This window comes from Streptococcus infantis (assembly GCF_047460685.1).
Classification (GTDB): domain Bacteria; phylum Bacillota; class Bacilli; order Lactobacillales; family Streptococcaceae; genus Streptococcus; species Streptococcus infantis_AD.
In genome coordinates this window covers 20,065-44,411 of the sequence record NZ_JASHFS010000018.1, presented here as the reverse complement: position 1 = coordinate 44,411, position 24,347 = coordinate 20,065, and the positions used below count along the sequence as shown (strand labels likewise).

General features: G+C 41.6%; 18 protein-coding genes and 1 pseudogene. 16 read left to right on the top strand and 3 right to left on the bottom strand.

Features of this window, described 5'->3' with window-relative positions:
* Window positions 1-261: 261 nt before the first annotated feature.
* Window positions 262-633: pseudogene (gene tnpA, locus QM917_RS09150) on the top strand (IS200/IS605 family transposase); the annotation flags it as partial.
* A gap of 360 nt (window positions 634-993) precedes the next feature.
* On the opposite strand, the gene dusB reads toward tnpA, so the two are convergent.
* Together dusB and hslO are read right to left on the bottom strand one after the other, a co-directional pair.
* Window positions 994-1,974, bottom strand: coding sequence for a tRNA dihydrouridine synthase DusB (dusB, locus tag QM917_RS09145; protein ID WP_414285516.1), 981 nt, complete (start codon window positions 1,972-1,974; stop codon window positions 994-996).
* Window positions 1,961-2,833 (bottom strand): Hsp33 family molecular chaperone HslO, encoded by an 873-nt coding sequence (gene hslO / locus QM917_RS09140; RefSeq protein WP_414285515.1) that lies wholly within the window; start codon window positions 2,831-2,833, stop codon window positions 1,961-1,963. Before hslO ends, dusB begins: the two co-directional genes overlap by 14 nt.
* 165 nt (window positions 2,834-2,998) lie before the next feature.
* On the opposite strand from hslO, the gene QM917_RS09135 reads away from it, so the two are divergent.
* The 14 genes from QM917_RS09135 (at window position 2,999) to QM917_RS09070 (ending at window position 19,296) form a co-directional block, all read left to right on the top strand.
* On the top strand, window positions 2,999-4,426 hold the full coding sequence (locus QM917_RS09135; protein WP_414285514.1) for a helix-turn-helix domain-containing protein: 1,428 nt from the start codon (window positions 2,999-3,001) through the stop codon (window positions 4,424-4,426).
* Window positions 4,427-4,584: 158 nt separating this feature from the next.
* Complete coding sequence (gene glpK / locus QM917_RS09130) at window positions 4,585-6,093, top strand: glycerol kinase GlpK (protein WP_414285513.1); 1,509 nt, start codon at window positions 4,585-4,587, stop codon at window positions 6,091-6,093.
* A gap of 41 nt (window positions 6,094-6,134) precedes the next feature.
* Window positions 6,135-7,961 carry a type 1 glycerol-3-phosphate oxidase gene (gene glpO / locus QM917_RS09125; protein WP_414285512.1) on the top strand — a complete coding sequence of 609 codons (1,827 nt, stop codon included), beginning with the start codon at window positions 6,135-6,137 and terminating at the stop codon, window positions 7,959-7,961.
* Between the two features lie 70 nt (window positions 7,962-8,031).
* Entirely contained in the window at window positions 8,032-8,736 is a 705-nt protein-coding gene (locus QM917_RS09120) for an MIP/aquaporin family protein (protein ID WP_414285511.1), read from the top strand.
* A gap of 230 nt (window positions 8,737-8,966) precedes the next feature.
* On the top strand, window positions 8,967-9,098 hold the full coding sequence (locus QM917_RS09115) for a teichoic acid D-Ala incorporation-associated protein DltX (RefSeq protein ID WP_000358457.1): 132 nt from the start codon (window positions 8,967-8,969) through the stop codon (window positions 9,096-9,098).
* 20 nt (window positions 9,099-9,118) lie between these two features.
* Window positions 9,119-10,669, top strand: coding sequence for a D-alanine--poly(phosphoribitol) ligase subunit DltA (gene dltA / locus QM917_RS09110; protein WP_414285510.1), 1,551 nt, complete (start codon window positions 9,119-9,121; stop codon window positions 10,667-10,669).
* Window positions 10,666-11,910, top strand: a complete 1,245-nt coding sequence (gene dltB, locus QM917_RS09105) for a D-alanyl-lipoteichoic acid biosynthesis protein DltB (protein ID WP_414285509.1) — start codon at window positions 10,666-10,668, stop codon at window positions 11,908-11,910. Before dltA ends, dltB begins: the two co-directional genes overlap by 4 nt.
* A gap of 13 nt (window positions 11,911-11,923) precedes the next feature.
* Window positions 11,924-12,163 carry a D-alanine--poly(phosphoribitol) ligase subunit DltC gene (gene dltC, locus QM917_RS09100; protein WP_000351968.1) on the top strand — a complete coding sequence of 80 codons (240 nt, stop codon included), beginning with the start codon at window positions 11,924-11,926 and terminating at the stop codon, window positions 12,161-12,163.
* Window positions 12,156-13,424 carry a D-alanyl-lipoteichoic acid biosynthesis protein DltD gene (dltD, locus tag QM917_RS09095; protein WP_414285508.1) on the top strand — a complete coding sequence of 423 codons (1,269 nt, stop codon included), beginning with the start codon at window positions 12,156-12,158 and terminating at the stop codon, window positions 13,422-13,424. The genes dltC and dltD overlap by 8 nt, the downstream gene beginning before the upstream one ends.
* Window positions 13,425-13,562: 138 nt before the next feature.
* A complete protein-coding gene (gene nt5e, locus QM917_RS09090) occupies window positions 13,563-15,596 on the top strand; it encodes a cell surface ecto-5'-nucleotidase Nt5e (RefSeq protein WP_414285507.1) in 2,034 nt (677 codons plus the stop codon).
* Between the two features lie 244 nt (window positions 15,597-15,840).
* A complete protein-coding gene (gene adcR / locus QM917_RS09085; protein ID WP_414276601.1) occupies window positions 15,841-16,281 on the top strand; it encodes a zinc-dependent transcriptional regulator AdcR in 441 nt (146 codons plus the stop codon).
* Window positions 16,281-16,985 carry a metal ABC transporter ATP-binding protein gene (locus tag QM917_RS09080; RefSeq protein ID WP_414285506.1) on the top strand — a complete coding sequence of 235 codons (705 nt, stop codon included), beginning with the start codon at window positions 16,281-16,283 and terminating at the stop codon, window positions 16,983-16,985. Before adcR ends, QM917_RS09080 begins: the two co-directional genes overlap by 1 nt.
* Window positions 16,978-17,784 carry a metal ABC transporter permease gene (locus tag QM917_RS09075; protein ID WP_414285505.1) on the top strand — a complete coding sequence of 269 codons (807 nt, stop codon included), beginning with the start codon at window positions 16,978-16,980 and terminating at the stop codon, window positions 17,782-17,784. Before QM917_RS09080 ends, QM917_RS09075 begins: the two co-directional genes overlap by 8 nt.
* Window positions 17,785-17,793: 9 nt before the next feature.
* A complete protein-coding gene (locus tag QM917_RS09070; RefSeq protein ID WP_414285504.1) occupies window positions 17,794-19,296 on the top strand; it encodes a zinc ABC transporter substrate-binding protein AdcA in 1,503 nt (500 codons plus the stop codon).
* 142 nt (window positions 19,297-19,438) lie between these two features.
* On the opposite strand, the gene QM917_RS09065 is transcribed toward QM917_RS09070, so the two are convergent.
* Window positions 19,439-20,296, bottom strand: a complete 858-nt coding sequence (locus tag QM917_RS09065; protein ID WP_223339512.1) for a 5'-nucleotidase, lipoprotein e(P4) family — start codon at window positions 20,294-20,296, stop codon at window positions 19,439-19,441.
* Between the two features lie 430 nt (window positions 20,297-20,726).
* Here QM917_RS09065 and QM917_RS09060 point away from each other — a divergent pair, with 430 nt between their 5' ends.
* Window positions 20,727-24,329 carry a DNA-directed RNA polymerase subunit beta gene (locus QM917_RS09060; RefSeq protein WP_075232379.1) on the top strand — a complete coding sequence of 1,201 codons (3,603 nt, stop codon included), beginning with the start codon at window positions 20,727-20,729 and terminating at the stop codon, window positions 24,327-24,329.
* Window positions 24,330-24,347 lie beyond the last annotated feature (18 nt).

Below are 24,347 nucleotides of genomic sequence, written 5' to 3'. Positions count from 1 at the left end.
ATTCACCAGATTTGAATCCTATTGAGCAGGCTTGGGCTATCTTGAAAAAGAAAGTGACAGATTTATTAAGGGAAGTCCCCAATATCTTTGAATCATTAGAGTGCTTTTTTAAAACTAAATAACTATAGTCCGTCTCGCTCCGTTAGGTGCGAGATAAAAAAACACCCGCTATGCGGGTGCGCGTCGAAGGTTATACTAAAAAACTCCAAACGCGATACAATAAAGGTGTTCAAGCCAATTGTAAAGCGAAAGGAGAAAACCATGGCACAAAAGTCTCATAGTTTATCACACACAAAGTGGATGTGTTCCATCACATTGTGTTCACCCCTAAGTATAGACGAAAAATCATCTATAATCAATATCGAAGTAGTTTAGGCGAAATATTTCATCGCTTGTGTAGTTATGAAGGTATTGAAATTATCGACGGACACTTGATGCGTGATTATGTACATATGTTGGTAAGTATTCCACCAAGGATAATTCATGGGATATTTAAAAGGTAAAAGCGCTCTAATGATGTTCGATAAACACGCAAATCTGAAATATAAGTTTGGAAATCGACATTTTTGAGCAGAGGGATATTATGTGAGTACAGTTGGCCTCAATGAAGCCACGATAAGGAAATATAGTAGATTGAATTTAGAATAGTACGTTATAGATGTTAAAATATTTCTAGAAATTAATTTGACTTTCCTAATCGATTTGTTCACATCTTGTTTCAATCTACTATACATCCAAGATTAAAGAAATTATCCAGTGTATGATTTCTTCACGAGTCAAGAGCAATGAGGCTTGAACAAGGTAAAAGCCGGCGTCTTTAGGCGCTGGCTGGTAATTGGGGCTTAGAGACATGGTGCAAACCACCTGTTAGACTGGGAGTGATTGGATTGTTACCTTGAACGGTATACGTTGAAACGCTGTATGCAGAACAACAGGTACGGTGGTATGAGAGGGTCTAGAAATCAACCCTTACTTGAAAGGTAGTATAGAAGTTTAAGCCTTATCTAATTGCAATAGAGTTTCGATCTCGGCTAGTGTGCTTGCTTGTGAGATAGCTCCACGGAGTTTAGCTGCACCTGATGTTCCACGGAGGTAGTGAGGAGCGAGTCCACGGAATTCACGGACCGCAACCTTTTCTCCCTTGAGGTTAATCAAGCGTTTCAAGTGCTCGTAGGCGATGTTCATCTTATCTTCGAAGGTTAAATCAGGAAGGATTTCTCCAGTTTCAAAGTAGTGATTGATTTGATTGAAGAGGTAAGGATTCCCCATAGCTGCGCGTCCTATCATAACGGCATCAGCACCGACTTCTTCAATACGTTGTTTAGCTTCTTGGACAGTGCGAATGTCACCGTTAGCGATAAATGGAATTTTTGTCAGAGCTTGTGCAACCTTGTGAAGGGTCTCGAGGTCAGCGTGGCCAGTGTACATTTGTTCACGGGTACGTCCATGCATGGCAAGGGCAGAAACACCTGCAGCTTCAGCAGCGAGGGCATTTTCAACTGCCAGAGATGGGTCAGCCCAGCCAGTACGCATTTTGACAGTAAGTGGGATATCAAGGACAGATTGGACCTTGTTGATGATAGAGTAAATCTTATCTGGATCCTTGAGCCACATAGCGCCAGCTTCGTTCTTCACGATTTTGTTAACTGGGCAGCCCATGTTGATATCCACGATATCGGTTTTAGTGTTTTCTTGGATGAATTCTGCTGCGCGTGCTAGGCTGTCTTCATCGCTACCAAAAAGTTGGATAGAGACAGGGTTTTCGCCTTCATCGATATGAAGCATGTGAAGAGTTTTTTCGTTGTTGTATTGGATTCCCTTGTCAGAGACCATTTCCATGACAACGAGCCCAGCTCCAAGCTCTTTTGCAATGGTACGGAAGGCTGAGTTGGTCACACCGGCCATGGGTGCTAAAACGGTACGATTGGGAATCTCAACATTGCCAATCATAAAGGGGGTATTAAGATTTGTCACGAATGAGTTCCTCCAGGTCGTTTTCATTAAAGTTGTAAGTAGTTTGGCAGAATTGACAAGTGATTTCTGCCCCGTGGTCTTCCTCTTTCATTTCCTGTAAGTCTGAGCTTGGAAGGCTGGCAAGAGCATTCATAAAACGTTCTTTGCTGCAGTCACATTGGAAACGAATCTCTTCTTCAGACAAGCGTTTGTATGGCTCGTCACCATAGATGGCTTTAAGAAGAGCTTCAATATGGTCTTCACTCTCGAGAAGGGTTGAGATAGCTGGCATTTCTTGGATGCGTTTTTCAAAGCGAGCAATCTCTTCTTCCTTGGCTCCTGGCAAAACTTGAACAAGGAAACCGCCTGCTACTTTGACCTTGTCTTCTTCGTCCAAAAGGACATTGAGTCCAACTGCTGACGGAGTTTGCTGGCTTTCTGTCAAGTAGAAGGCAAGATCTTCACCGATTTCTCCGGAGATAAGCGGAGTCATAGAGTTATAAGGATTTCCAGTGCCGTAGTCTGTGATAACGAGAAATTGACCATTTCCGACAAAAGGCCCGACTAGGACTTCGCCAGTTGCAGTTTTTTTGATGTCAACTCCAGGGTTTTGAACGTAACCTTTGACGTTCCCCTTGGTATCTGCGACAGTGATGATGGCACCTAGAGAGCTAGTTCCAAGAACTTTAACCGTTAGCTTGGTATTTCCTTTTTCATTGGCTGCGAGAATCTGGCTGGCGATAAGGGTACGACCAAGTGCTACAGTTGAGCTAGCTTGAGTTTGATGTTTTTCTTGAGCAGTGCGGACAGTTTCAGTGCTATCAAGAACATAAGCACGAAAGGCTCCGCTTTCTGATATAGTTTTAATAATTTTATCCATAGCTACTATTTTAGCATAAAAATACCCAAAGGGGGAGTGGGGTGTTTGCTGATTCTGAGGATTATTTGAGTTTGAAACTAGGGAAAAACCGAAAAGATAAACAGATTATTTTAGCATTTTTTTAATTTATGCTATGCTTGAAGAAGAAAATGAAAGGGGTAACAAATGTATTTAGGAGACTTGATGGAAAAAGCTGAAGCTGGTCAATTTTTAGTCCTTTCTTTTTTATTGCAGGAGTCACAAACGACCTTAAAAGCACTGATGGAGGAGACGGGCTTCTCTAAAGCGACTGTGACCAAGTACATCTTATTCACAAATGAAAGAGCGCAAACAGTTGGTCTAGATGTACAGATTCATTTACAGGAAGAGCAGGTCAACTTGTCAGTCGGTGCGACTACTAAGGGGCGTGATATTCGTCGCCTATTTTTAGACAATGCGGTGAAATACCAGATTTTACTATATCTGCTCTATCACCAGCAGTTTCAAGCCCATCAGCTGGTTCAAGAATTGATGGTCAGTGAGGCCACGCTTGGGCGCCACTTATCTGGTTTAAATCAGATTTTATCCGAATTTGATTTATCTATCCAAAACGGACGTTTGCGAGGTCCAGAGCACCAGATTCGTTACTTTTATTTCTGTCTTTTACGTAAGGTTTGGTCGAGTAAGGACTGGGGAAATGAAATGCAAAAGCCTGAGAGAAGGCGGGAGATTGCTAGTTTAGAAGAAATCTGTGGTGCTCAATTGTCTTCGGGGCAGAAGTTAGACTTGATTTTGTGGAATCATATCAGCCAACAACGTCTACGTGTCAATGCCTGTCAATTTCAAGTCATAGAAGATAAAATGCGAGGCTATTTTGACAATATTTTCTACCTTCGCTTGTTGAGAAAGACACCGTCCTTTTTTGCTGGGCAACACATTCCTTTGGGAACTGAGGATGGTGAGATGATGATTTTCTTCTCTTTTCTTCTTTCTCATCGCATTTTGCCCCTACATACCATGGAGTATATCCTTGGGTTTGGAGGGCGGCTGGCAGATTTGTTGACGCAACTGATTCAAAAAATGAAGAAAAAGGGCTTGCTAGGCGGTTATACGGAAGACCATGTCACCTATGAACTGAGTCAATTTTGTGGCCAAGTCTATCTATTCAAGGGCTATATTTTACAAGACCGCTATAAGTACCAGTTAGAGAATCGTCATCCTTATTTGCTGATGGAACATGATTTTAAAGAGACAGCAGAGGAGATTTTTCATGCTTTACCTGCCTTTCAGCAGGGGACAGACTTGGATAAAAAAATACTTTGGGAATTGCTTCAATTGATGGAATACATGGCAGAAAATGACGGTCATCATATGCGGATTGGTCTAGATGTAACAGCGGGTTTTCTTGTCTTTTCAAGAATGACTGCTATCTTGAAACGCTATTTGGAATACAATCGTTTTATTACCATTGAAGCCTATGACCCTAGTCGGCACTATGATTTGCTGGTGACCAATAATCCTATTCATAAAAAAGACCAGACTCTAGTATATTATTTAAAAAACGACTTAGATATGGAAGATTTGGCAGCGATTCGTCAGATATTATTTGCTTAAAAGGCTTGGGAATCCAGGCCTTTTTTGTGAAATTCTCACAATCTTATCAATTTTTTTTAAAATTTTAAAAAACTTGATAAACAAGAAAGCGCTTTATTTTGTATACTAGTTACTGTAAAGAGGAAATAACCTCAAGATCTTTATCAGGAGGACAGCACATGTCACAAGAAAAATACATTATGGCTATTGACCAAGGAACTACCAGTTCTCGTGCCATTATTTTTAACAAAAAAGGGGAAAAGGTCAGTTCAAGTCAAAAAGAATTTACACAAATCTTTCCACAAGCAGGTTGGGTTGAGCACAATGCCAATGAAATTTGGAACTCAGTCCAGTCAGTAATCGCTGGGGCTTTTATCGAAAGTGGTATCAAGCCAAATCAAATCCAAGCTATCGGGATTACCAACCAGCGTGAAACGACAGTTGTTTGGGATAAAAAGACAGGTCTTCCTATCTATAATGCCATCGTTTGGCAGTCTCGCCAGACAGCACCTTTGGCTGAGCAACTAAAAAGCAAAGGCTATGTGGAAAAATTCCATGAAAAGACTGGTTTGATCATCGATGCTTATTTCTCTGCTACTAAAGTTCGTTGGATTTTGGACCATGTAGAAGGAGCCCAAGAGCGAGCTGAAAAAGGAGAATTGCTCTTTGGTACTATCGATACTTGGTTGGTTTGGAAATTGACTGACGGTGCGGCTCACGTGACGGACTACTCAAATGCAGCTCGTACCATGCTTTATAACATTAAGGAACTCAAATGGGATGACGAGATTTTGGAAATTCTCAACATTCCTAAGGCTATGCTTCCAGAAGTTCGTTCTAACTCTGAAATCTACGGTAAGACAGCTCCATTCCATTTCTACGGCGGAGAAGTGCCAATCTCAGGTATGGCTGGGGACCAACAGGCAGCCCTCTTTGGACAGTTGGCCTTTGAACCAGGTGTGGTCAAGAATACTTATGGAACAGGTTCTTTCATTATTATGAATACTGGGGAAGAGATGCAGTTGTCTGAAAATAACCTCTTGACAACGATTGGATACGGAATCAACGGCAAGGTTTACTATGCCTTGGAAGGGTCTATCTTCATCGCAGGAAGTGCCATTCAATGGCTTCGTGATGGACTTCGTATGGTGGAAAACTCACCAGAGTCTGAAAAATACGCTCGTGATTCTCACAATGATGATGAAGTTTATGTAGTTCCAGCTTTTACAGGACTAGGTGCTCCATACTGGAACCAAAACGCTCGCGGTTCTGTCTTTGGCTTGACTCGTGGAACAAGCAAAGAAGACTTTATCAAGGCAACCTTGCAATCTATCGCTTATCAAGTGCGTGATATCATCGATACCATGCAAGTGGATGCTCAGACAGCTATCCAAGTCTTGAAGGTGGATGGCGGTGCAGCTATGAATAACTTTCTCATGCAGTTCCAAGCGGACATCTTAGGAATCGACATCGCACGCGCCAAAAACTTGGAAACAACTGCTCTAGGAGCAGCCTTCCTAGCAGGTTTGTCAGTAGGCTACTGGAAGGATTTGGATGAGTTGAAACTCTTGAATGAGACAGGAGAACTTTTTGAGCCATCCATGAACGAATCTCGCAAGGAACAACTCTACAAGGGCTGGAAGAAGGCTGTGAAAGCAACTCAAGTCTTTGCGGAAATCGACGACTAATACTGGAAGAATAAAGCGACTTAGTTAGAAAGTGTGTAAATATGGAATTTTCAAAGAAAACACGTGAATTATCAATTAAAAAAATGCAGGAACGCACCCTGGACCTCTTGATTATCGGTGGAGGAATCACAGGGGCTGGTGTAGCCTTGCAGGCGGCAGCTAGTGGTCTTGAAACTGGTTTGATCGAAATGCAGGACTTCGCAGAAGGAACATCTAGCCGTTCAACAAAATTGGTTCACGGAGGTCTTCGTTACCTTAAGCAATTTGACGTAGAAGTAGTATCAGATACGGTTTCAGAACGTGCAGTGGTTCAACAAATTGCTCCACACATTCCAAAACCAGATCCAATGCTCTTGCCAGTTTACGATGAGGATGGAGCGACCTTTAGCCTCTTCCGTCTCAAAGTAGCCATGGACTTGTATGACCTTTTAGCAGGAGTTAATAACACGCCAGCTGCTAACAAAGTTTTGAGCAAGGAAGAAGTTTTGGAACGCCAGCCAAACTTGAAGAAAGAAGGCTTGGTAGGAGGTGGGGTTTACCTTGACTTCCGTAACAACGATGCGCGTCTCGTGATTGAAAATATCAAACGTGCCAACCAAGACGGTGCCCTCATTGCCAACCATGTCAAGGCAGAAGGCTTCCTCTTTGACGAAAGTGGCAAGATTACAGGTGTTGTAGCTCGTGATTTGTTGACAGACCAAGTATTTGAAATCAAGGCCCGTCTGGTGATCAACACAACAGGTCCTTGGAGCGACAAGGTGCGCAATTTGTCTAATAAGGGAACACAATTCTCACAAATGCGTCCAACTAAGGGAGTTCACTTGGTAGTGGATTCAAGCAAGATCAAGGTGTCACAGCCAGTTTACTTTGACACAGGTTTGGGTGACGGTCGTATGGTCTTTGTTCTCCCACGTGAAAACAAGACTTACTTTGGTACAACGGATACAGACTACACAGGTGATTTGGAACATCCAAAAGTGACTCAGGAAGATGTAGATTATCTACTTGGCATTGTCAACAACCGCTTCCCAGAAGCTAACATTACCATTGATGATATCGAAAGCAGCTGGGCAGGTCTTCGTCCATTGATTGCAGGTAATAGCGCTTCTGACTACAATGGAGGAAATAACGGCACTATTAGCGATGAAAGCTTCAATACCTTGATTGCGACTGTCGAAGCTTATCTATCGAAAGAAAAAACGCGTGAAGATGTTGAGTCTGCTGTCAGCAAGCTTGAAAGCAGTACCTCTGAGAAACATTTGGATCCATCTGCAGTTTCTCGTGGTTCGAGCTTGGATCGTGATGACAATGGCCTTTTGACCCTTGCTGGTGGTAAAATCACAGACTACCGTAAGATGGCTGAAGGGGCTATGGAGCGCGTGGTTGATATCCTTAAAGCAGAATTTGATCGCAGCTTTAAACTCATCAACTCTAAGACTTACCCTGTTTCAGGTGGGGAATTGAACCCAGCAAATGTGGACTCAGAAATCGAAGCCTTTGCGCAACTTGGAGTTTCACGTGGATTGGATAGCAAGGAAGCTCACTATCTGGCAAATCTTTACGGTTCAAATGCACCGAAAGTCTTTGCCCTTGCTCACAGCTTGGAACAAGCGCCAGGACTCAGCTTGGCGGACACCTTGTCTCTTCACTATGCAATGCGCAATGAGTTGGCTCTTAGCCCAGTTGACTTCCTCCTTCGTCGTACCAACCACATGCTTTTCATGCGTGATAGCTTGGACAGCATCGTTGAGCCAGTTTTGGATGAAATGGGACGATTCTATGACTGGACAGAAGATGAAAAAGCAGGCTACCGTGCGGATGTCGAAGCAGCTCTTGCTAACAACGATTTAGCAGAATTAAAAAATTAAGAAAAACTAGAAGAGAGGGAGACAAGCGTTCCTTGCTTTCTCTCTCCTTCTTTTAAATGGAGACAAAGATATGATGAAAGAATTATTTGGAGAATTTTTGGGGACCTTAATCCTGATTCTTCTAGGAAATGGTGTTGTTGCAGGTGTGGTTCTTCCCAAAACTAAGAGTAACAATTCAGGATGGATTGTCATCACTATGGGTTGGGGGATTGCCGTTGCTGTCGCAGCCTTTGTGTCTGGCAAGCTCAGTCCAGCTCATTTAAACCCAGCTGTGACCATTGGTGTGGCCTTAAAAGGTGGCCTGCCCTGGGCATCAGTATTCCCTTATATCCTAGCCCAGTTCGCAGGGGCCATGCTCGGTCAGATTTTGGTTTGGTTGCAATTCAAACCACATTATGATGCAGAAGAAAATGCAGGCAATATCCTGGCAACCTTCAGTACTGGTCCAGCCATCAAGGATACAGTTTCTAACTTGAGCAGTGAAATCCTTGGAACCTTTGTTTTGGTGTTGACAATCTTTGCTTTGGGGCTTTATGACCTTCAGCCTGGTATCGGAACCTTTGCAGTGGGAACTTTGATTGTCGGTATCGGTCTATCACTAGGTGGGACAACAGGCTATGCCTTGAACCCAGCTCGTGACCTTGGCCCTCGTATCATGCACAGCATCTTGCCAATTTCAAACAAGGGAGATGGAGACTGGTCTTATGCCTGGATTCCAGTTGTGGGACCTGTTATCGGTGCAGCCTTGGCCGTGCTTGTATTCTTACTTTTCTAAGATAAAAGAGCTATTTGTAACAAAGTTTGAGAATCCATTCTCAAACTTTGTTGTTTTTTGGGGGGCGAAATATTAATATTTTAACTTGTCTTAAAATAAGCTAAAATGTGCTTTCTAAAAATGGTAAACAGTTGAAAATAGAGGGAATAAAGTGGTAAAATGGGAACAAGAAAAAATAGTAATTGTATATTTGCATAAAATTATTGAAAATTTACAAAAAGAAGTTAATTATGGATAAAAAGAAACCAATCTATGTTTTTTTAGGACAAACGGTCCTGTATTTTATTGTTCTACTTGGTTTGCTTTACTTTTTTAGTTACCTAGGACAAAGTCAGGGAAGCTTTATTTACAATGAATTTTAGTTTAAAGGAGAAAAATCATCGTGTCTAATAAGCCGATAAAAGATATGATTGAAGCGATTGAATATTTCGCCCAAACTCAACCTACCTTTCCAGTATACAATGTCTTAGGGCAAGAGCACACTTATGGTGATTTAAAGGCTGATTCAGATGGTTTGGCTGCAACCATTGATCAGCTAGGATTACCTGAAAAATCTCCAGTAGTCGTTTTTGGTGGTCAGGAGTATGAAATGTTGGCTACCTTTGTGGCCCTGACCAAGTCAGGTCATGCCTATATTCCCATCGATAGCCATTCAGCCTTAGAACGAGTTTCCGCTATCGTAGAAGTAGCAGAACCGAGCTTGATTATTGCTATTTCAGATTTTCCATTAGAGCAGACAAGTATACCAATACTGAATTTAGAGCAAGTCCATGAAGCCTTTTCTCGAAGTTCCAGCTATACCATCATGCATTCAGTAAAAGGAGATGATAACTACTACATCATCTTTACTTCAGGGACAACTGGAAAACCAAAAGGGGTGCAAATTTCGCATGATAATCTGCTCAGCTTTACCAACTGGATGATTACGGACAAGGAATTTGCGACGCCAGATCGTCCACAAATGTTGGCGCAACCACCCTATTCTTTTGACTTGTCTGTCATGTACTGGGCACCGACCTTGGCTCTTGGAGGAACGCTTTTTGCCCTCCCATCAGCCATTACTCAAGACTTTAAGCAGCTCTTTGCGACTATCTTTTCACTTCCAATTTCTATCTGGACTTCAACACCATCTTTTGCAGATATGGCCATGTTGTCTGAAGATTTCAATGCTGAAAAGATGCCAGGCATTACCCATTTTTACTTTGATGGGGAAGAGTTGACAGTTAAAACTGCTCAGAAATTGCGCGAGCGTTTCCCAAATGCACGCATCATCAATGCTTACGGTCCAACGGAAGCAACAGTTGCTTTGTCAGCAGTCGCTATTACAGATGAGATGTTGGCAACCTTGAAACGTCTTCCGATTGGCTACACCAAACCTGATTCACCAACCTTTATCATCGATGAAGAGGGCAATAAACTGCCAAACGGAGAACAAGGGGAGATCATCATATCTGGTCCAGCTGTTTCAAAAGGCTACATGAATAATCCAGAGAAAACAGCTGAAGCTTTCTTCGAATTTGAAGGTTTGCCAGCCTACCACACTGGAGATGTTGGAACTATGACAGATGAAGGTCTTCTTCTTTACGGTGGACGGATGGACTTCCAGATCAAGTTTAATGGCTATCGTATTGAACTAGAGGATGTCTCTCAAAACTTGAACAAATCCAAGTACGTTGAATCTGCTGTTGCAGTTCCACGTTACAACAAAGACCACAAGGTCCAAAATCTCTTGGCCTATGTTATCTTAAAAGATGGCGTCAAAGAACAATTTGAGCGCGAAATTGATATCACGAAAGCTATCAAGGAAGACTTGGAAGATATTATGATGTCTTACATGATGCCATCTAAATTTCTTTACAGAGAGGAATTGCCACTGACTCCAAATGGCAAGATTGATATCAAAGGATTAATTAACGAGGTGAATAATAGATGATGGATTTCCTGAAACAGCTGCCTCATATTGAGCCGTATGGGAATCCGCAGTACTTTTTGTACGTGATTACTGCTACCTTGCCAATCTTTATCGGTCTTTTTTTCAAAAAACGTTTTGCCTGGTATGAAATACTGGTTAGTCTCTTCTTTATCGTTACCATGTTGACGGGTGGCAAGACTAATCAAATAGCTGCCTTAGGAATCTATCTAATTTGGCAAATTGTACTGGTTCTTTTTTACAAGCAGTATCGAAAAATTCGAGATGGCAAATGGATTTTCTATCTCGTTAGTCTGTTGTCGTTACTTCCCATCATCTTTGTCAAGGTGCAGCCTGCTATCAATGGAACGCAGTCTTTGCTTGGATTTTTGGGAATTTCTTATTTGACATTTCGTTCGGTAGGAATCATCATCGAACTTCGAGATGGAGTCATTAAGGATTTGAAGATGTGGGAGTATTTGCGTTTTCTTCTCTTTATGCCAACATTTTCAAGTGGTCCTATTGATCGTTTCAAATGTTTTAATGAAAATTATAAGACGATACCAGAGCGCGATGAGTTGCTAGATATGCTAGCCGAATCCGTTCGGTATATCATGTGGGGATTTCTGTATAAATTTATCCTAGCTCATATTTTAGGCGAGATTTTATTGCCACCGCTAAAGAATTTAGCTTTACAAACAGGCGGTTTCTTTAACTACTATGTAGTTGCAGTCATGTACACATTTGGTCTGGAGCTCTTCTTTGACTTTGCGGGTTATTCCATGTTTGCTCTAGCTATTTCAAATCTGATGGGGATTCGTAGTCCGATTAACTTCAACAAACCTTTTTTATCAAGGGATTTGAAGGAGTTTTGGAATCGTTGGCACATGAGTTTATCCTTCTGGTTCCGTGACTTTGTCTTTATGCGCATGGTCATGGTGATGACAAGAAAGAAGCTCTTTAAGAATCGAAATGTGACTTCAAGTGTCGCCTATATCCTGAACATGCTCCTTATGGGGTTCTGGCATGGGATAACTTGGTTTTACATCGCCTACGGACTCTTTCATGGAGTGGGCTTAGTCATTAATGATGCTTGGGTTCGAAAGAAAAAAACGCTCAATAAAGAACGTAAGAAAGCAGGGCAAGCTCCCTTGCCTGAGAATCGCTGGGTTCAGTTGCTTGGCATGGTGATAACCTTCCATGTCGTGATGGTTTCATTCTTAATCTTCTCTGGATTTTTGAATGATTTATGGTTTAAAAAATAAAAGGAATTAAAAAATGGATATCAAATCAGAAGTTATTGAAATTATTGATGAATTGTTTATGGAAGATGTTTCTGACATGATGGATGAGGATCTTTTTGATGCAGGTGTCTTGGATAGTATGGGGACAGTTGAATTAATTGTGGAAATCGAAAACCGCTTTGATATTCGTGTCCCAGTTACAGAATTTGGTCGTGATGACTGGAATACAGCTAATAAAATCGTAGCAGGGATTACGGAGTTAAAGAATGCTTAAACGCTTGTGGCTGATTTTCGGGCCTGTCTTTGTAGCGGGCTTGCTGGTGTGCCTTCTTATCTGTTTCTATCCAAGTAGTCCAAGTCATAATCTCATGGAGGAAAAATACTCTGCCGCTTCGATAAGTGCAGAAAGCTTTAAGGAAAGAAGTCAAAAAGTAAGAGCTCTTACGGATCCTGATATGCGTTTTATACCCTTTTTGGGTTCGAGTGAATGGATTCGTTTTGATAGCATGCATCCAGGAGTATTAGCTGAAAAGTATAATCGCTCCTATCGTCCTTATTTTATGGGGCAGGCAGGAGCAGCTTCTCTTAGTCAGTACTTTGGACTACAACAAATCACATCTGAGCTTGAAAACAAACAAGCGGTATTTGTAATCTCTCCACAATGGTTTACAAAAGAGGAGCATGATGCGCCTACTTTTCAAAGCTTTTTTAACAATGACCAGTTGACGGCCTTTTTGGAAAATCAATCCGGAGATCTGGCTGCTCAATATGCGGCCACTAGACTCTTGAAGAAAAATCCAAGAGTACCGATGAAGGGGATTGTTGAGAAGCTGGCCAATAATGAACAATTGTCAGACTTTGATCAAACGATGGTTAATCTCTCTGCCGAGTTCAATGAAAGACAAGCTGCTCTTTTTGGTCAATTCTCCATTCATGGTCGATTAAAGTACAAAGATCATATTGAAAAATATTTGAGCAGTCTCCCAGACCAATTTTCTTATGAAGAATTGGAAAATATTGCACGTAAGGATGCAGAAGAAAATACGACCAATAATGATTTGGGGATGGATAACCATTTTTATACCACTCAACTTAAGAAGGACTTAAAAAATTTAGAAGGCTATCAAAAGAATTATAACTTTCTCCAATCAACTGAGTACAATGATTTGCAGCTAGTACTTGATCAATTTGCCAAGTCTAAGGTTAATGTGCTCTTTGTCTTTCAACCTGTCAATCAAAAATGGATGAACTATACAGGTTTGAGCGAAGAAATGTATCAACACTCTATTGAAAAAATTCGTTACCAGTTGGAAAGTCAGGGTTTCACCAATATCGCTGACTTTTCAAAAAATGGTGGAGATCCCTACTTTGTTAAGGATACGATTCATATCGGTTGGTTGGGCTGGTTGGCGTTTGATAAGGTGGTAAATCCCTTTTTGAGCAATCCGACAACAGCTCCTAGTTACCAAATGAATGACCGCTTCTTTAGCCAGGATTGGGCAAATTACGATGGGAATATTAAAGATTTTCAATAATATAGAAAAGGAGTTTGAACTTTTTGTTCAGACTTTTTTATGAAATGTCAGATAGCTTGCCCTAAAAAAGGTTAAAAGTTTTAAAATGATGCTAAATAGCGTATAATGGTAGAAGAAAGAAGAGAAAGGGATTTCAATATGAATAAACGTTTTTTGTTGCCTGTCCTATCGACAGCCCTATTAGCTCCAGCCTTTTTAGCTGGACAGGTCTATGCTGAAGAAAATACTAGTTCTTCAGAAGCTACAGAAGTTGTGAGCACTACAGAAGCACCAGTAGTGACAGCGACTCCTGAGGTTGTTACAAGTCCGGCAACGCCAGCTGAAGAAGCTGCACCTCAAAAAGAAGAACAAGATACTGTTATCTTGCATACCAATGACGTTCATGGTCGTATCGTAGAAGAAAAAGGAGTAATCGGAGATGCCAAACTCGCTACAGTTATTGAGAAGGAGCGCGAAAAGGGCAAACAAACGACTCTAGTGGTGGATGCAGGTGATGCTTTCCAAGGTTTACCGATTTCAAACTCTACAAAGGGTGAAGCTCGTGCCAAAATCCTAAATGAGATGGGTTACGATGCTATGGCTGTAGGAAATCATGAGTTCGACTTTGAATTTGACGAAGCTAAAAAATATAAAGAAATTTTGAACTTCCCACTGCTTAGCTCAAATACTTATGTGAATGGAGCTCGTTTATTTGAAGCGGCAACAATTGTTGATAAGAATAAGGATGTTGAAGGTGATGAATTTGTCGTCATCGGTGTAACAACGCCTGAAACAGCTACTAAGACCCACCCTAAAAATGTTACAGGTGTAACCTTTACAGAGCCTATTGCAGAGGTTAACAAGGTTATCGAAGAAATTCAAGCTAAAGCCTTGGCAGAAGGCAAAGACTACAAACACTATGTTGTCCTTGCTCACTTGGGAGTTGATACAACAACACCAGTAGAATGGCGCGGTTCAACACTTGCAGAAGCACTTTCAAAAAATCCTCTTTTGAAAGGTAAGCGTGTCACTGTTATTGATGGTCACTCTCATACAGTAGAATCGACTACTTATGGTGACAATGTGACTTACAACCAGACAGGAAGCTATCTCCATAACGTTGGTAAAATCACATACAAATCTCGCCAATTATTGGGGAATCCTTCACTCATTGCAGCTGCAGATGCTAAGAAATTGGAAGCTAATCCAAAAATTGAAAAACTTGTCAAGGACATCAAACAAAAGTATGACGCTGAAAATGCTATAGAGGTTGTTTCAAATAGTCCAGTTGAATTGAACGGTGACCGTGAAAATGTCCGTGTCCGCGAGACAAACCTTGGAAATGTCGTCGCAGATTCTCTCTACCAGTATGGTCAAACAGGATTTAGTCATCCAACAGATATCGCTGTAACAAATGGTGGAGGCTTGCGTGAAACGATTGCCAAAGATAAGCCAATTACAAAAGGAAATGTCATTGCGGTTCTACCATTTGGGAACACAATCTCACAAATTCAAGTAACTGGTCAGCAAGTTCTGGATATGTTTGAAAAATCACTCGGCTCTATCTTGCAGGTTGATAAGGCAGGAAAAACTGTCTTGGATGAAAATGGTCAACCATTGCTAGAACCAAGTGGTGGATTCTTACAGATTTCAGGAGCCAAGGTCTACTACGATACAAACCTAGCTGCAGGCAAACGTGTCTTGGCTATTCAAGTTAAGAATCGTGCGACTGGTCTTTATGAAAAACTAGATTTGGCTAAAGTCTACTACCTAGCAACCAATGACTTCCTTGCAGCAGGTGGTGATGGTTATACCATGCTTGGTGGAGCTAGAGAAGAAGGGCCTTCAATGGATGCTGCCTTTGAAGACTACCTTAAAACAGCTGATTTGATTCAGTATGAAAAGGTAAATCCAAACTCACGCACGATTTCTGTGGACTCAAAAACATTTAAACTTCCTGAAGAAGGTAAAGAGCAAGATCCAGCTAAACCAGTAGAAGACCAAGCAACAAAACCGACTCAACCTTCTACTGTAAAAGTTGATTATAAGGTTGCAGATAAGTTTGCTAAGAAAACAGTAGTCTCAGAGAAACTACTTCCAAATACAGGTAGTGAACAATCTATTTTCATGATGCTATTGGGTATGATTCTTGGAGCGACAGCCCTCTGGACTAGCCGTAAACAAGAAAAATAATTCTAAAAGATGAAAACATCTCAGGTGTTTTCATCTTTTTTCTTGACTCCTTGCTTGGATGTGATATACTTAACTAGTAAAGGAATGGTGTGATACTCAATAAAAATCAAAGAGCAAACTAGGAAGCGAGACGCAGGCTGTACTTGAGTACGCCAAGACGAAGCTGACGTGGTTTGAATTTGATTTTTGAAGAGTATGAAAACCTTGTATTTATAGAAATTCCGTTCTGAGAAAGGAGCAAATCATGAGACAGTTGGCAAAAGATATCGATCATTTTTTAAATGAGATTATTCTCAAGGCGGAAAATCAGCATGAAATTCTCATTGGTCATTGTACCAGTGATGTAGCCTTGACCAATACCCAGGAGCATATTCTCATGCTTTTATCAGAGGAGTCGCTCACCAACTCTGAGTTGGCGCGTCGTCTCAATGTTAGTCAAGCTGCCGTTACAAAGGCTATCAAATCCCTGATTAAGGAGGGGATGTTGGAGACATCTAAGGATCCTAAGGATGCTCGCGTTGTCTTCTATCAATTGACAGACTTGGCTCGACCGATTGCTGAGGAACACCACCATCATCATGAACATACCCTCTCAACTTATGAGCAGGTTGCCACTCAGTTCACACCAAACGAACAAAAAATTATCCAGCGGTTTTTAACTGCTTTAGTAGGAGAAATCAAGTAATGAGATACATCACAGTAGAGGATTTGTCCTTCTATTATGACAAGGAACCTGTGCTTGAGCACATCAATTACAGTGTTGATAGTGGGGAATTTGTCACCCTTACTGGGGAAAATGGAGCAGCAAAGACCACTCTTATCAAGGCCAGTCTAGGTATTTTACAACCGAGAATTGGAAAAGTAACCATCTCAAAGACAAATATTCATGGGAAAAAATTAAGAATTGCCTACCTTCCCCAGCAGATCGCCAGTTTTAATGCGGGCTTTCCAAGTACTGTTTATGAGTTTGTCAAATCAGGTCGCTACCCAAGAAAGGGCTGGTTCCGTCGTTTGAATGCCCATGATGAAGAACACATTAAGGCTAGTTTAAACTCAGTTGGTATGTGGGAACATCGGGATAAACGCATTGGTTCTCTCTCTGGTGGGCAAAAGCAAAGAGCGGTCATTGCACGTATGTTTGCTTCAGATCCAGATATCTTTATCTTGGATGAGCCGACAACAGGGATGGATGCAGGTACCAAGAATGAATTTTATGAGCTCATGCACCATAGTGCCCACCATCATGGCAAGGCTGTTTTGATGATTACTCACGATCCTGAAGAAGTCAAGGATTACGCAGATCGCAATATCCACCTTGTTCGTGACCAAAATTCGCCATGGCGTTGTTTCAATGTCCATGAAAATGACCAGGAGGTGGACCATGCTTAATCTATTTTCTTATGATTTTATGCAACGGGCCTTTTTGGCAGTTATTGCCATGAGTCTCTTTTCGCCAGTACTGGGAACCTTCCTCATCTTGCGTCGTCAGAGCCTTATGAGTGATACTCTCAGTCACGTCTCGCTTTCAGGGGTGGCCTTTGGTTTGGTTTTGGGGATTTCTCCAACCATCTCAACCATTGTCATTGTCTTGATTGCGGCTGTATTCCTTGAGTATCTCCGTACGGTTTACAAGAGCTTTATGGAGATTGGGACAGCTATTCTCATGTCTACAGGACTTGCAGTTTCACTCATTGTTATGAGTAAGGGGAAGAGTTCTAGCTCTATGAGTTTGGACCAATACCTCTTTGGTTCTATCGTGACTATCAGTCAAGAGCAGGTAATTGGGCTCTTTATCATTGCAGCGGTTGTTTTAATCCTGACCTTCCTCTTTTTAAGACCCATGTATATTCTAACTTTTGACGAGGATACAGCTTTTGTCGATGGTCTTCCAGTGCGTACCATGTCAATTCTCTTTAATATGGTAACGGGTGTGGCTATTGCTCTCATGATCCCAGCTGCGGGAGCACTTTTGGTATCAACTATCATGGTCTTGCCAGCAAGTATTGCTTTGCGTTTAGGGAAGAACTTTAGTTCGGTGATGATTCTTGCCAGCGTTATTGGTTTTCTAGGTATGGTGGCAGGACTTTATATATCCTATTATGCAGAAACACCACCGAGTGCAAGTATTACCATTATCTTTGTAGTTGTCTTTTTGTTAGTCAGCTTACTCAAACGTTTTATCAAATAGGAGAAGAAAATGAAAAAACTAGGCCTATTTTTGGCAAGTCTTGTGACACTATTCTTAGTCGCTTGTTCCAATCAAAAACAGGCAGACGGAAAATTAAATATTGTCACAACTTTCTATCCTGTCTACGAATTTACCAAACAAGTAGCAGGCGATACAGCCAATGTCGAGCTCTTGATTGGGGCAGGGACAGAACCACATGATTATGAACCATCGCCTAAGGCAGTTGCTAAAATCCAAGACGCTGATGCCTTTGTTTATGAAAATGAGAACATGGAAACATGGGTTCCCAAGCTTTTAGATTCACTAGATGCGAAAAAAGTAAAAACAATCAAGGCGACTGGTGATATGTTGCTTCTTCCAGGAAGTGAAGAAGAGGAAGACCATGATCACGGTGAAGAAGGTCATCATCACGAGTATGACCCTCATGTTTGGTTGTCTCCTGCGCGTGCCATTAAGCTTGTAGAGTACATTCGTGATAGTCTTTCAGCTGACTATCCAGATAAGAAGGCGACTTTCGAGCAAAATGCAGCTGCCTATATCGAAAAACTACAAGCCTTGGACAAGGCCTATACTGAAGGACTTTCTAGTGCAAAACAAAAGAGTTTTGTGACTCAACACGCTGCCTTTCGTTACTTAGCTTTAGACTACGGACTCAATCAAGTTTCTATCTCAGGTCTTTCCCCAGATGCGGAGCCTTCAGCAAGCCGCTTGGCAGAATTGACCGAATATATCAAGAAAAACAAGATTTCTTATATCTACTTTGAAGAAAATGCCTCACAAGCCCTAGCTAATACTCTCTCAAAAGAAACAGGAGTTAAGTTAGACGTTCTGAATCCTCTGGAAAGCTTGACCGAAGAGGACATGAAAGCTGGAGAAAACTATATCTCTGTCATGGAGAAAAATCTCAAGGCCCTCAAGCAAACAACTGACCAGGCAGGGGCAGAAATTGAACCAGAAAAAGCAGAGGAAACTAAAACCGTTCAAAATGGTTACTTTGAGGATACAGATGTCAAGGATCGTACCTTAAGTGACTATGCTGGCAACTGGCAGTCAGTCTATCCTTTCCTTGAAGATGGTACTCTAGATCAAGTCTTTGACTACAAGGCTAAATTGACTGGTAAAATGACCAAGGATGAATACAAAGCCTACTATCAAAAGGGCTATCAAACCGATGTATCTAAGATTAATATCACGGATAACACTATGGAATTCATCCAAGGTGATCAAAGTAAGAAATATACATACAAGTATGTCGGCAAGAAAATTTTGACTTATAAGAAAGGGAATCGAGGAGTTCGTTATCTCTTTGAAGCGACAGATGCGGATGCTGGACAATTTAAGTATGTTCAGTTTAGCGACCACAATATCGCACCAGTCAAGGCAGAGCATTTCCATATCTTCTTTGGAGGCACTAGCCAGGAAGCCCTCTTTGAAGAAATGGATAACTGGGCAACCTACTATCCAGAGAATTTATCTGGTCAAGAAATCGCCCAAGAAATGTTGGCTCATTAAGATACGATTCACATGATAAAAGCGAACAGGAAAGTTTTCTGGTTATCAGAATCCTCTCTTGTCCGCTTTTTTGAGTTTTGTCAGTTAAAGAGCTTTTGCACTTCTTTTTGTACTTATGGCCTTATTGAATACCAAGTTTTCATTACTTGTCAAAGCCTTGTAAAGCCTTTTCGCGTTCTTCTACTTGTCCCTTGGCATCTAGTTTATTACCACCGTAAACTGCTGTTTCCCATGATCCATACATTGGATTTGGGAAGATGATGAATTTTTCACCAAATTCTTTTTGCAATTCTTCAAGTTGTTTGTCACGATCAGCTTCAGAAGTCTTAGAAAAATCTGCAAAGTCTACAAGGTTATCACCAAATAGTAACACAAGATTTGTCTTTTCTTGAACCGCTTGTCGACGACCTTCTTTGGATTTTACACCACTTTCTAGGAACATGAGGTGATCACGTCCTTGTACAGGAATACCTTCGCTTTCTAGATTTTTAATGGTAGCATCTACTTGGTCGACTGAACGGTCAGAAATATAGTAGATTTGGACACCGTTTTGATCGGCAAACTGAAGAAAATCTTTAGCACCTGGGACGGCTTTTGCTGCAGCTTTTTGGACCCAAACATCCCAATTTTCAGGTGTGAATGCTGTTCCATCTTTGACATTTTGAACTTGATAAGGACTGTTATCTAGGACCGTTTCGTCCAAGTCCAAAACAATCGAATAAGGCTTGTCTGATTCTGTTTTCAGTAATTCCTTTAGACGATCTGTAGCAACATTATAGCCTTGTAGATACAAGGCTTTTGTTTCGGCCGCTTTTTGATACCAGAGAGTTGACATGGTATTTTCTCTAGACCGTAGTTGGTCGTAAGTCATTGTAATCTGATTGTCAGATGAGTTATTAGCGGATGTTTGTGTTTCTGTGGATTTTGTGGCGCAGCTGGTCAATAAGATGACAGATGCAAGTGCAGAAACGATTGTAACAGTGGTTTTAGCTGTTTTCATAAAATGTCTCCTGTCTATTAATTTCAATAACAGTATAGCATGAGGGAATAGTTAAGGCAAGCGTTTTCCTAAATATGGACTTGATTTTTCAAAGAAAGATATAGATAATTAACGGATTAGAGGAAGAGAAAAATATTTTAAACCCTTGAAAAATCAAAGAAAATTAGGTATAATATGAATAATCATTTGTCGTAGGTTTTGTCTGAAATATTGTCCGGACAAGGCTCACAGCAGTTAAATCTCCTGAAAAAGTCGGATTTAGCTGCTCTTTTTGTGCTTTTTTTCAGTTTTTTCGACCTTTGTAACAAAGATTTAAAGATTCTGAAAATTAGTCGAGGGGGATAAGTTGATAGGGTTTTTAGAACCATCTAACGATAATTACTAGCTTAGATCACTAAGCTTGGAACTTTATTTAAAAAGGAGAATCATCTTGGCAGGACATGACGTTCAATACGGGAAACATCGTACCCGTCGTAGTTTTTCAAGAATCAAAGAAGTTCTTGACTTACCAAATTTGATTGAAATTCAAACTGATTCATTCAAAGATTTCCTAGACCATGGTCTGAAGGAAGTGTTTGAAGATGTATTGCCAATTTCAAACTTCACAGACACAATGGAGTTGGAATTTGTTGGCTACGAAATCAAAGAACCTAAATATACGCTTGAAGAGGCTCGTATCCACGATGCTAGCTACTCAGCACCTATCTTTGTAACCTTCCGCTTGATTAACAAAGAAACTGGCGAAATCAAGACACAGGAAGTATTCTTTGGTGATTTCCCAATCATGACTGAGATGGGTACTTTCATCATCAACGGTGGTGAACGAATCATCGTATCACAGTTGGTGCGTTCTCCAGGTGTTTACTTTAATGACAAGGTAGACAAAAATGGTAAAGTGGGTTACGGTTCAACTGTTATTCCTAACCGTGGAGCTTGGTTGGAACTTGAAAGCGACTCAAAAGACATCGCCTACACTCGTATCGACCGTACTCGTAAGATTCCATTTACGACCTTGGTTCGTGCGCTTGGTTTCTCAGGCGATGATGAAATCTTTGATATCTTTGGTGACAGCGATCTTGTTCGTAACACTGTTGAAAAAGATATTCACAAGAACCCAATGGACTCTCGTACAGACGAAGCCTTGAAAGAAATTTACGAACGCCTTCGTCCAGGTGAGCCTAAGACTGCTGAAAGCTCACGTAGCTTGCTTGTAGCTCGTTTCTTCGACCCACGTCGTTATGACTTGGCTGCAGTTGGTCGCTACAAAATCAATAAAAAACTCAATGTTAAAACACGTTTGCTTAACCAAACAATTGCTGAACCATTGGTAGACCCTGAAACTGGTGAAATCTTGGTAGAAGCTGGAACAATCATGACTCGTAGCGTGATTGAGAGCATTGAAAGCCATTTGGATGGCGATTTGAACAAGATTGTCTACATTCCAAATGATGCTGCTGTAGTAACAGAGCCAGTTGTTCTTCAAAAATTCAAGGTTGTTGCACCAACTGATCCAGACCGTGTTGTAACTATCATCGGTAATGCAAATCCAGATGACAAGGTTCGTATCGTAACGCCTGCAGATATCTTGGCTGAGATGAGCTACTTCCTCAACTTAGCAGAAGGTATTGGTCGTGTGGATGATATCGACCACCTTGGAAATCGTCGTATTCGTGCTGTTGGTGAATTGCTTGCCAATCAAGTGCGTCTTGGACTTTCACGTATGGAACGTAACGTTCGTGAACGTATGTCTGTTCAAGATAACGAAGTACTAACACCACAACAAATTATCAATATCCGTCCAGTAACTGCAGCAATCAAAGAATTTTTTGGTTCTTCTCAATTGTCACAGTTCATGGACCAACACAACCCGCTTTCTGAGTTGTCACACAAACGTCGTTTGTCTGCCTTAGGACCTGGTGGTTTGACACGTGACCGCGCTGGATATGAAGTGCGTGACGTGCACTACACTCATTATGGTCGTATGTGTCCAATCGAGACACCTGAGGGACCAAACATCGGTTTGATCAACAACTTGTCTTCATACGGGCACCTCAACAAGTATGGTTTCATTCAAACACCATATCGCAAGGTTGATCGTGAAACTGGAAAAGTAACTAACGAAATCGTTTGGTTGACAGCCGATGAAGAAGATGAGTACACAGTAGCACAGGCTAACTCTAAATTGAACGCAGATGGCACTTTTGCTGAAAAAGTTGTCATGGGACGTCACCAAGGGGTTAACCAAGAATACCCAGCTTCAAGTGTTGATTACATGGACGTTTCTCCAAAACAGGTAGTTGCCGTTGCGACAGCATGTATTCCTTTCTTGGAAAACGATGACTCCAACCGTGCCCTCATGGGTGCCAACATGCAACGTCAGGCTGTACCATTGATTGATCCAAAAGCACCTTACGTTGGTACTGGTATGGAATATCAAGCAGCCCATGACTCTGGAGCGGCTGTAATTGCTCAGTATGATGGTAAAGTTACTTATGCCGATGCTGACAAGGTAGAAGTTCGTCGTGAAGATGGTTCATTGGATGTTTACCATATCCAAAAATTCCGTCGTTCAAACTCAGGTACTGCCTACAACCAACGTACGCTTGTTAAAGTTGGTGACGTTGTAGAAAAAGGCGACTTTATCGCAGATGGACCTTCTATGGAAAATGGAGAAATGGCGCTTGGACAAAACCCAATCGTTGCCTACATGACATGGGAAGGTTACAACTTCGAGGATGCCGTTATCATGAGCGAACGCTTGGTCAAAGACGATGTCTACACATCTGTCCACCTTGAAGAATACGAATCAGAAACTCGCGATACAAAGCTTGGGCCTGAAGAAATCACTCGTGAAATTCCAAACGTTGGTGAAGATGCCCTTAAAGACCTTGACGAAATGGGTATTATCCGTATCGGTGCTGAGGTTAAAGAAGGGGATATCCTTGTAGGTAAAGTAACACCTAAGGGTGAAAAAGATCTTTCAGCTGAAGAGCGTCTCTTGCACGCTATCTTCGGAGACAAATCTCGTGAAGTTCGTGACACTTCCCTTCGTGTACCACACGGTGCCGATGGAGTTGTTCGTGATGTTAAGATCTTCACACGTGCAAATGGAGATGAGTTGCAATCAGGTGTTAACATGCTGGTTCGTGTTTACATCGCTCAAAAACGTAAAATCAAGGTTGGAGATAAGATGGCCGGACGTCACGGAAACAAAGGGGTTGTATCTCGTATCGTTCCTGTAGAAGACATGCCTTACCTTCCAGACGGAACTCCAGTCGACATCATGTTGAACCCACTTGGGGTGCCATCACGTATGAATATCGGTCAGGTTATGGAGCTCCACCTTGGTATGGCAGCTCGCACCCTTGGTATTCACATCGCAACACCAGTCTTTGACGGAGCAAGTTCAGAAGATCTTTGGTCAACTGTTAAAGAAGCAGGTATGGATAGCGATGCCAAGACGATCCTTTACGATGGACGTACTGGTGAACCATTTGATAACCGTGTGTCAGTTGGAGTCATGTACATGATCAAACTCCACCACATGGTTGATGATAAATTGCACGCTCGTTCAGTCGGACCATACTCAACCGTTACCCAACAACCACTCGGAGGTAAAGCTCAGTTTGGTGGACAACGTTTCGGTGAGATGGAGGTTTGGGCGCTTGAAGCCTATGGTGCATCAAATGTCCTTCAAGAAATCTTGACTTACAAGTCTGACGATATCAACGGACGTTTGAAAGCCTATGAAGCTATTACAAAAGGAAAACCAATTCCAAAACCAGGTGTTCCAGAATCCTTCCGAGTTCTTGTTAAAGAATTGCAATCACTTGGTCTTGACATGCGTGTCCTTGACGAAGATGATCAAGAAGTTGAACTTCGTGATCTTGACGAGGGCATGGACGAAGATGTCATCCACGTAGATGACCTTGAAAAAGCACGTAAAAAAGCTGCTGAAGAAGCAAAAGCTGCTTTTGAAGCTGAAGAAGGTGCAAAAGCGGAAGCAACAGAAGAAGCTACTGAACAAGAATAAGTAGCTCACTTAGAATAG

What these genes read in the sequence shown, in the direction of transcription:
- glpO (WP_414285512.1), top strand. Translation starts at nt 6,135, where the DNA reads ATGGAATTTTCAAAGAAAACACGTGAATTATCAATTAAAAAAATGCAG.
- QM917_RS09075 (WP_414285505.1), top strand. Translation starts at nt 16,978, where the DNA reads ATGCTTAATCTATTTTCTTATGATTTTATGCAACGGGCCTTTTTGGCA.
- QM917_RS09120 (WP_414285511.1), top strand. Translation starts at nt 8,032, where the DNA reads ATGATGAAAGAATTATTTGGAGAATTTTTGGGGACCTTAATCCTGATT.
- QM917_RS09135 (WP_414285514.1), top strand. Translation starts at nt 2,999, where the DNA reads ATGTATTTAGGAGACTTGATGGAAAAAGCTGAAGCTGGTCAATTTTTA.
- hslO (WP_414285515.1), bottom strand. Translation starts at nt 2,833, where the DNA reads ATGGATAAAATTATTAAAACTATATCAGAAAGCGGAGCCTTTCGTGCT.
- glpK (WP_414285513.1), top strand. Translation starts at nt 4,585, where the DNA reads ATGTCACAAGAAAAATACATTATGGCTATTGACCAAGGAACTACCAGT.
- dltC (WP_000351968.1), top strand. Translation starts at nt 11,924, where the DNA reads ATGGATATCAAATCAGAAGTTATTGAAATTATTGATGAATTGTTTATG.
- QM917_RS09080 (WP_414285506.1), top strand. Translation starts at nt 16,281, where the DNA reads ATGAGATACATCACAGTAGAGGATTTGTCCTTCTATTATGACAAGGAA.
- QM917_RS09070 (WP_414285504.1), top strand. Translation starts at nt 17,794, where the DNA reads ATGAAAAAACTAGGCCTATTTTTGGCAAGTCTTGTGACACTATTCTTA.
- adcR (WP_414276601.1), top strand. Translation starts at nt 15,841, where the DNA reads ATGAGACAGTTGGCAAAAGATATCGATCATTTTTTAAATGAGATTATT.
- QM917_RS09115 (WP_000358457.1), top strand. Translation starts at nt 8,967, where the DNA reads ATGGATAAAAAGAAACCAATCTATGTTTTTTTAGGACAAACGGTCCTG.
- dltD (WP_414285508.1), top strand. Translation starts at nt 12,156, where the DNA reads ATGCTTAAACGCTTGTGGCTGATTTTCGGGCCTGTCTTTGTAGCGGGC.
- dltB (WP_414285509.1), top strand. Translation starts at nt 10,666, where the DNA reads ATGATGGATTTCCTGAAACAGCTGCCTCATATTGAGCCGTATGGGAAT.
- nt5e (WP_414285507.1), top strand. Translation starts at nt 13,563, where the DNA reads ATGAATAAACGTTTTTTGTTGCCTGTCCTATCGACAGCCCTATTAGCT.
- QM917_RS09065 (WP_223339512.1), bottom strand. Translation starts at nt 20,296, where the DNA reads ATGAAAACAGCTAAAACCACTGTTACAATCGTTTCTGCACTTGCATCT.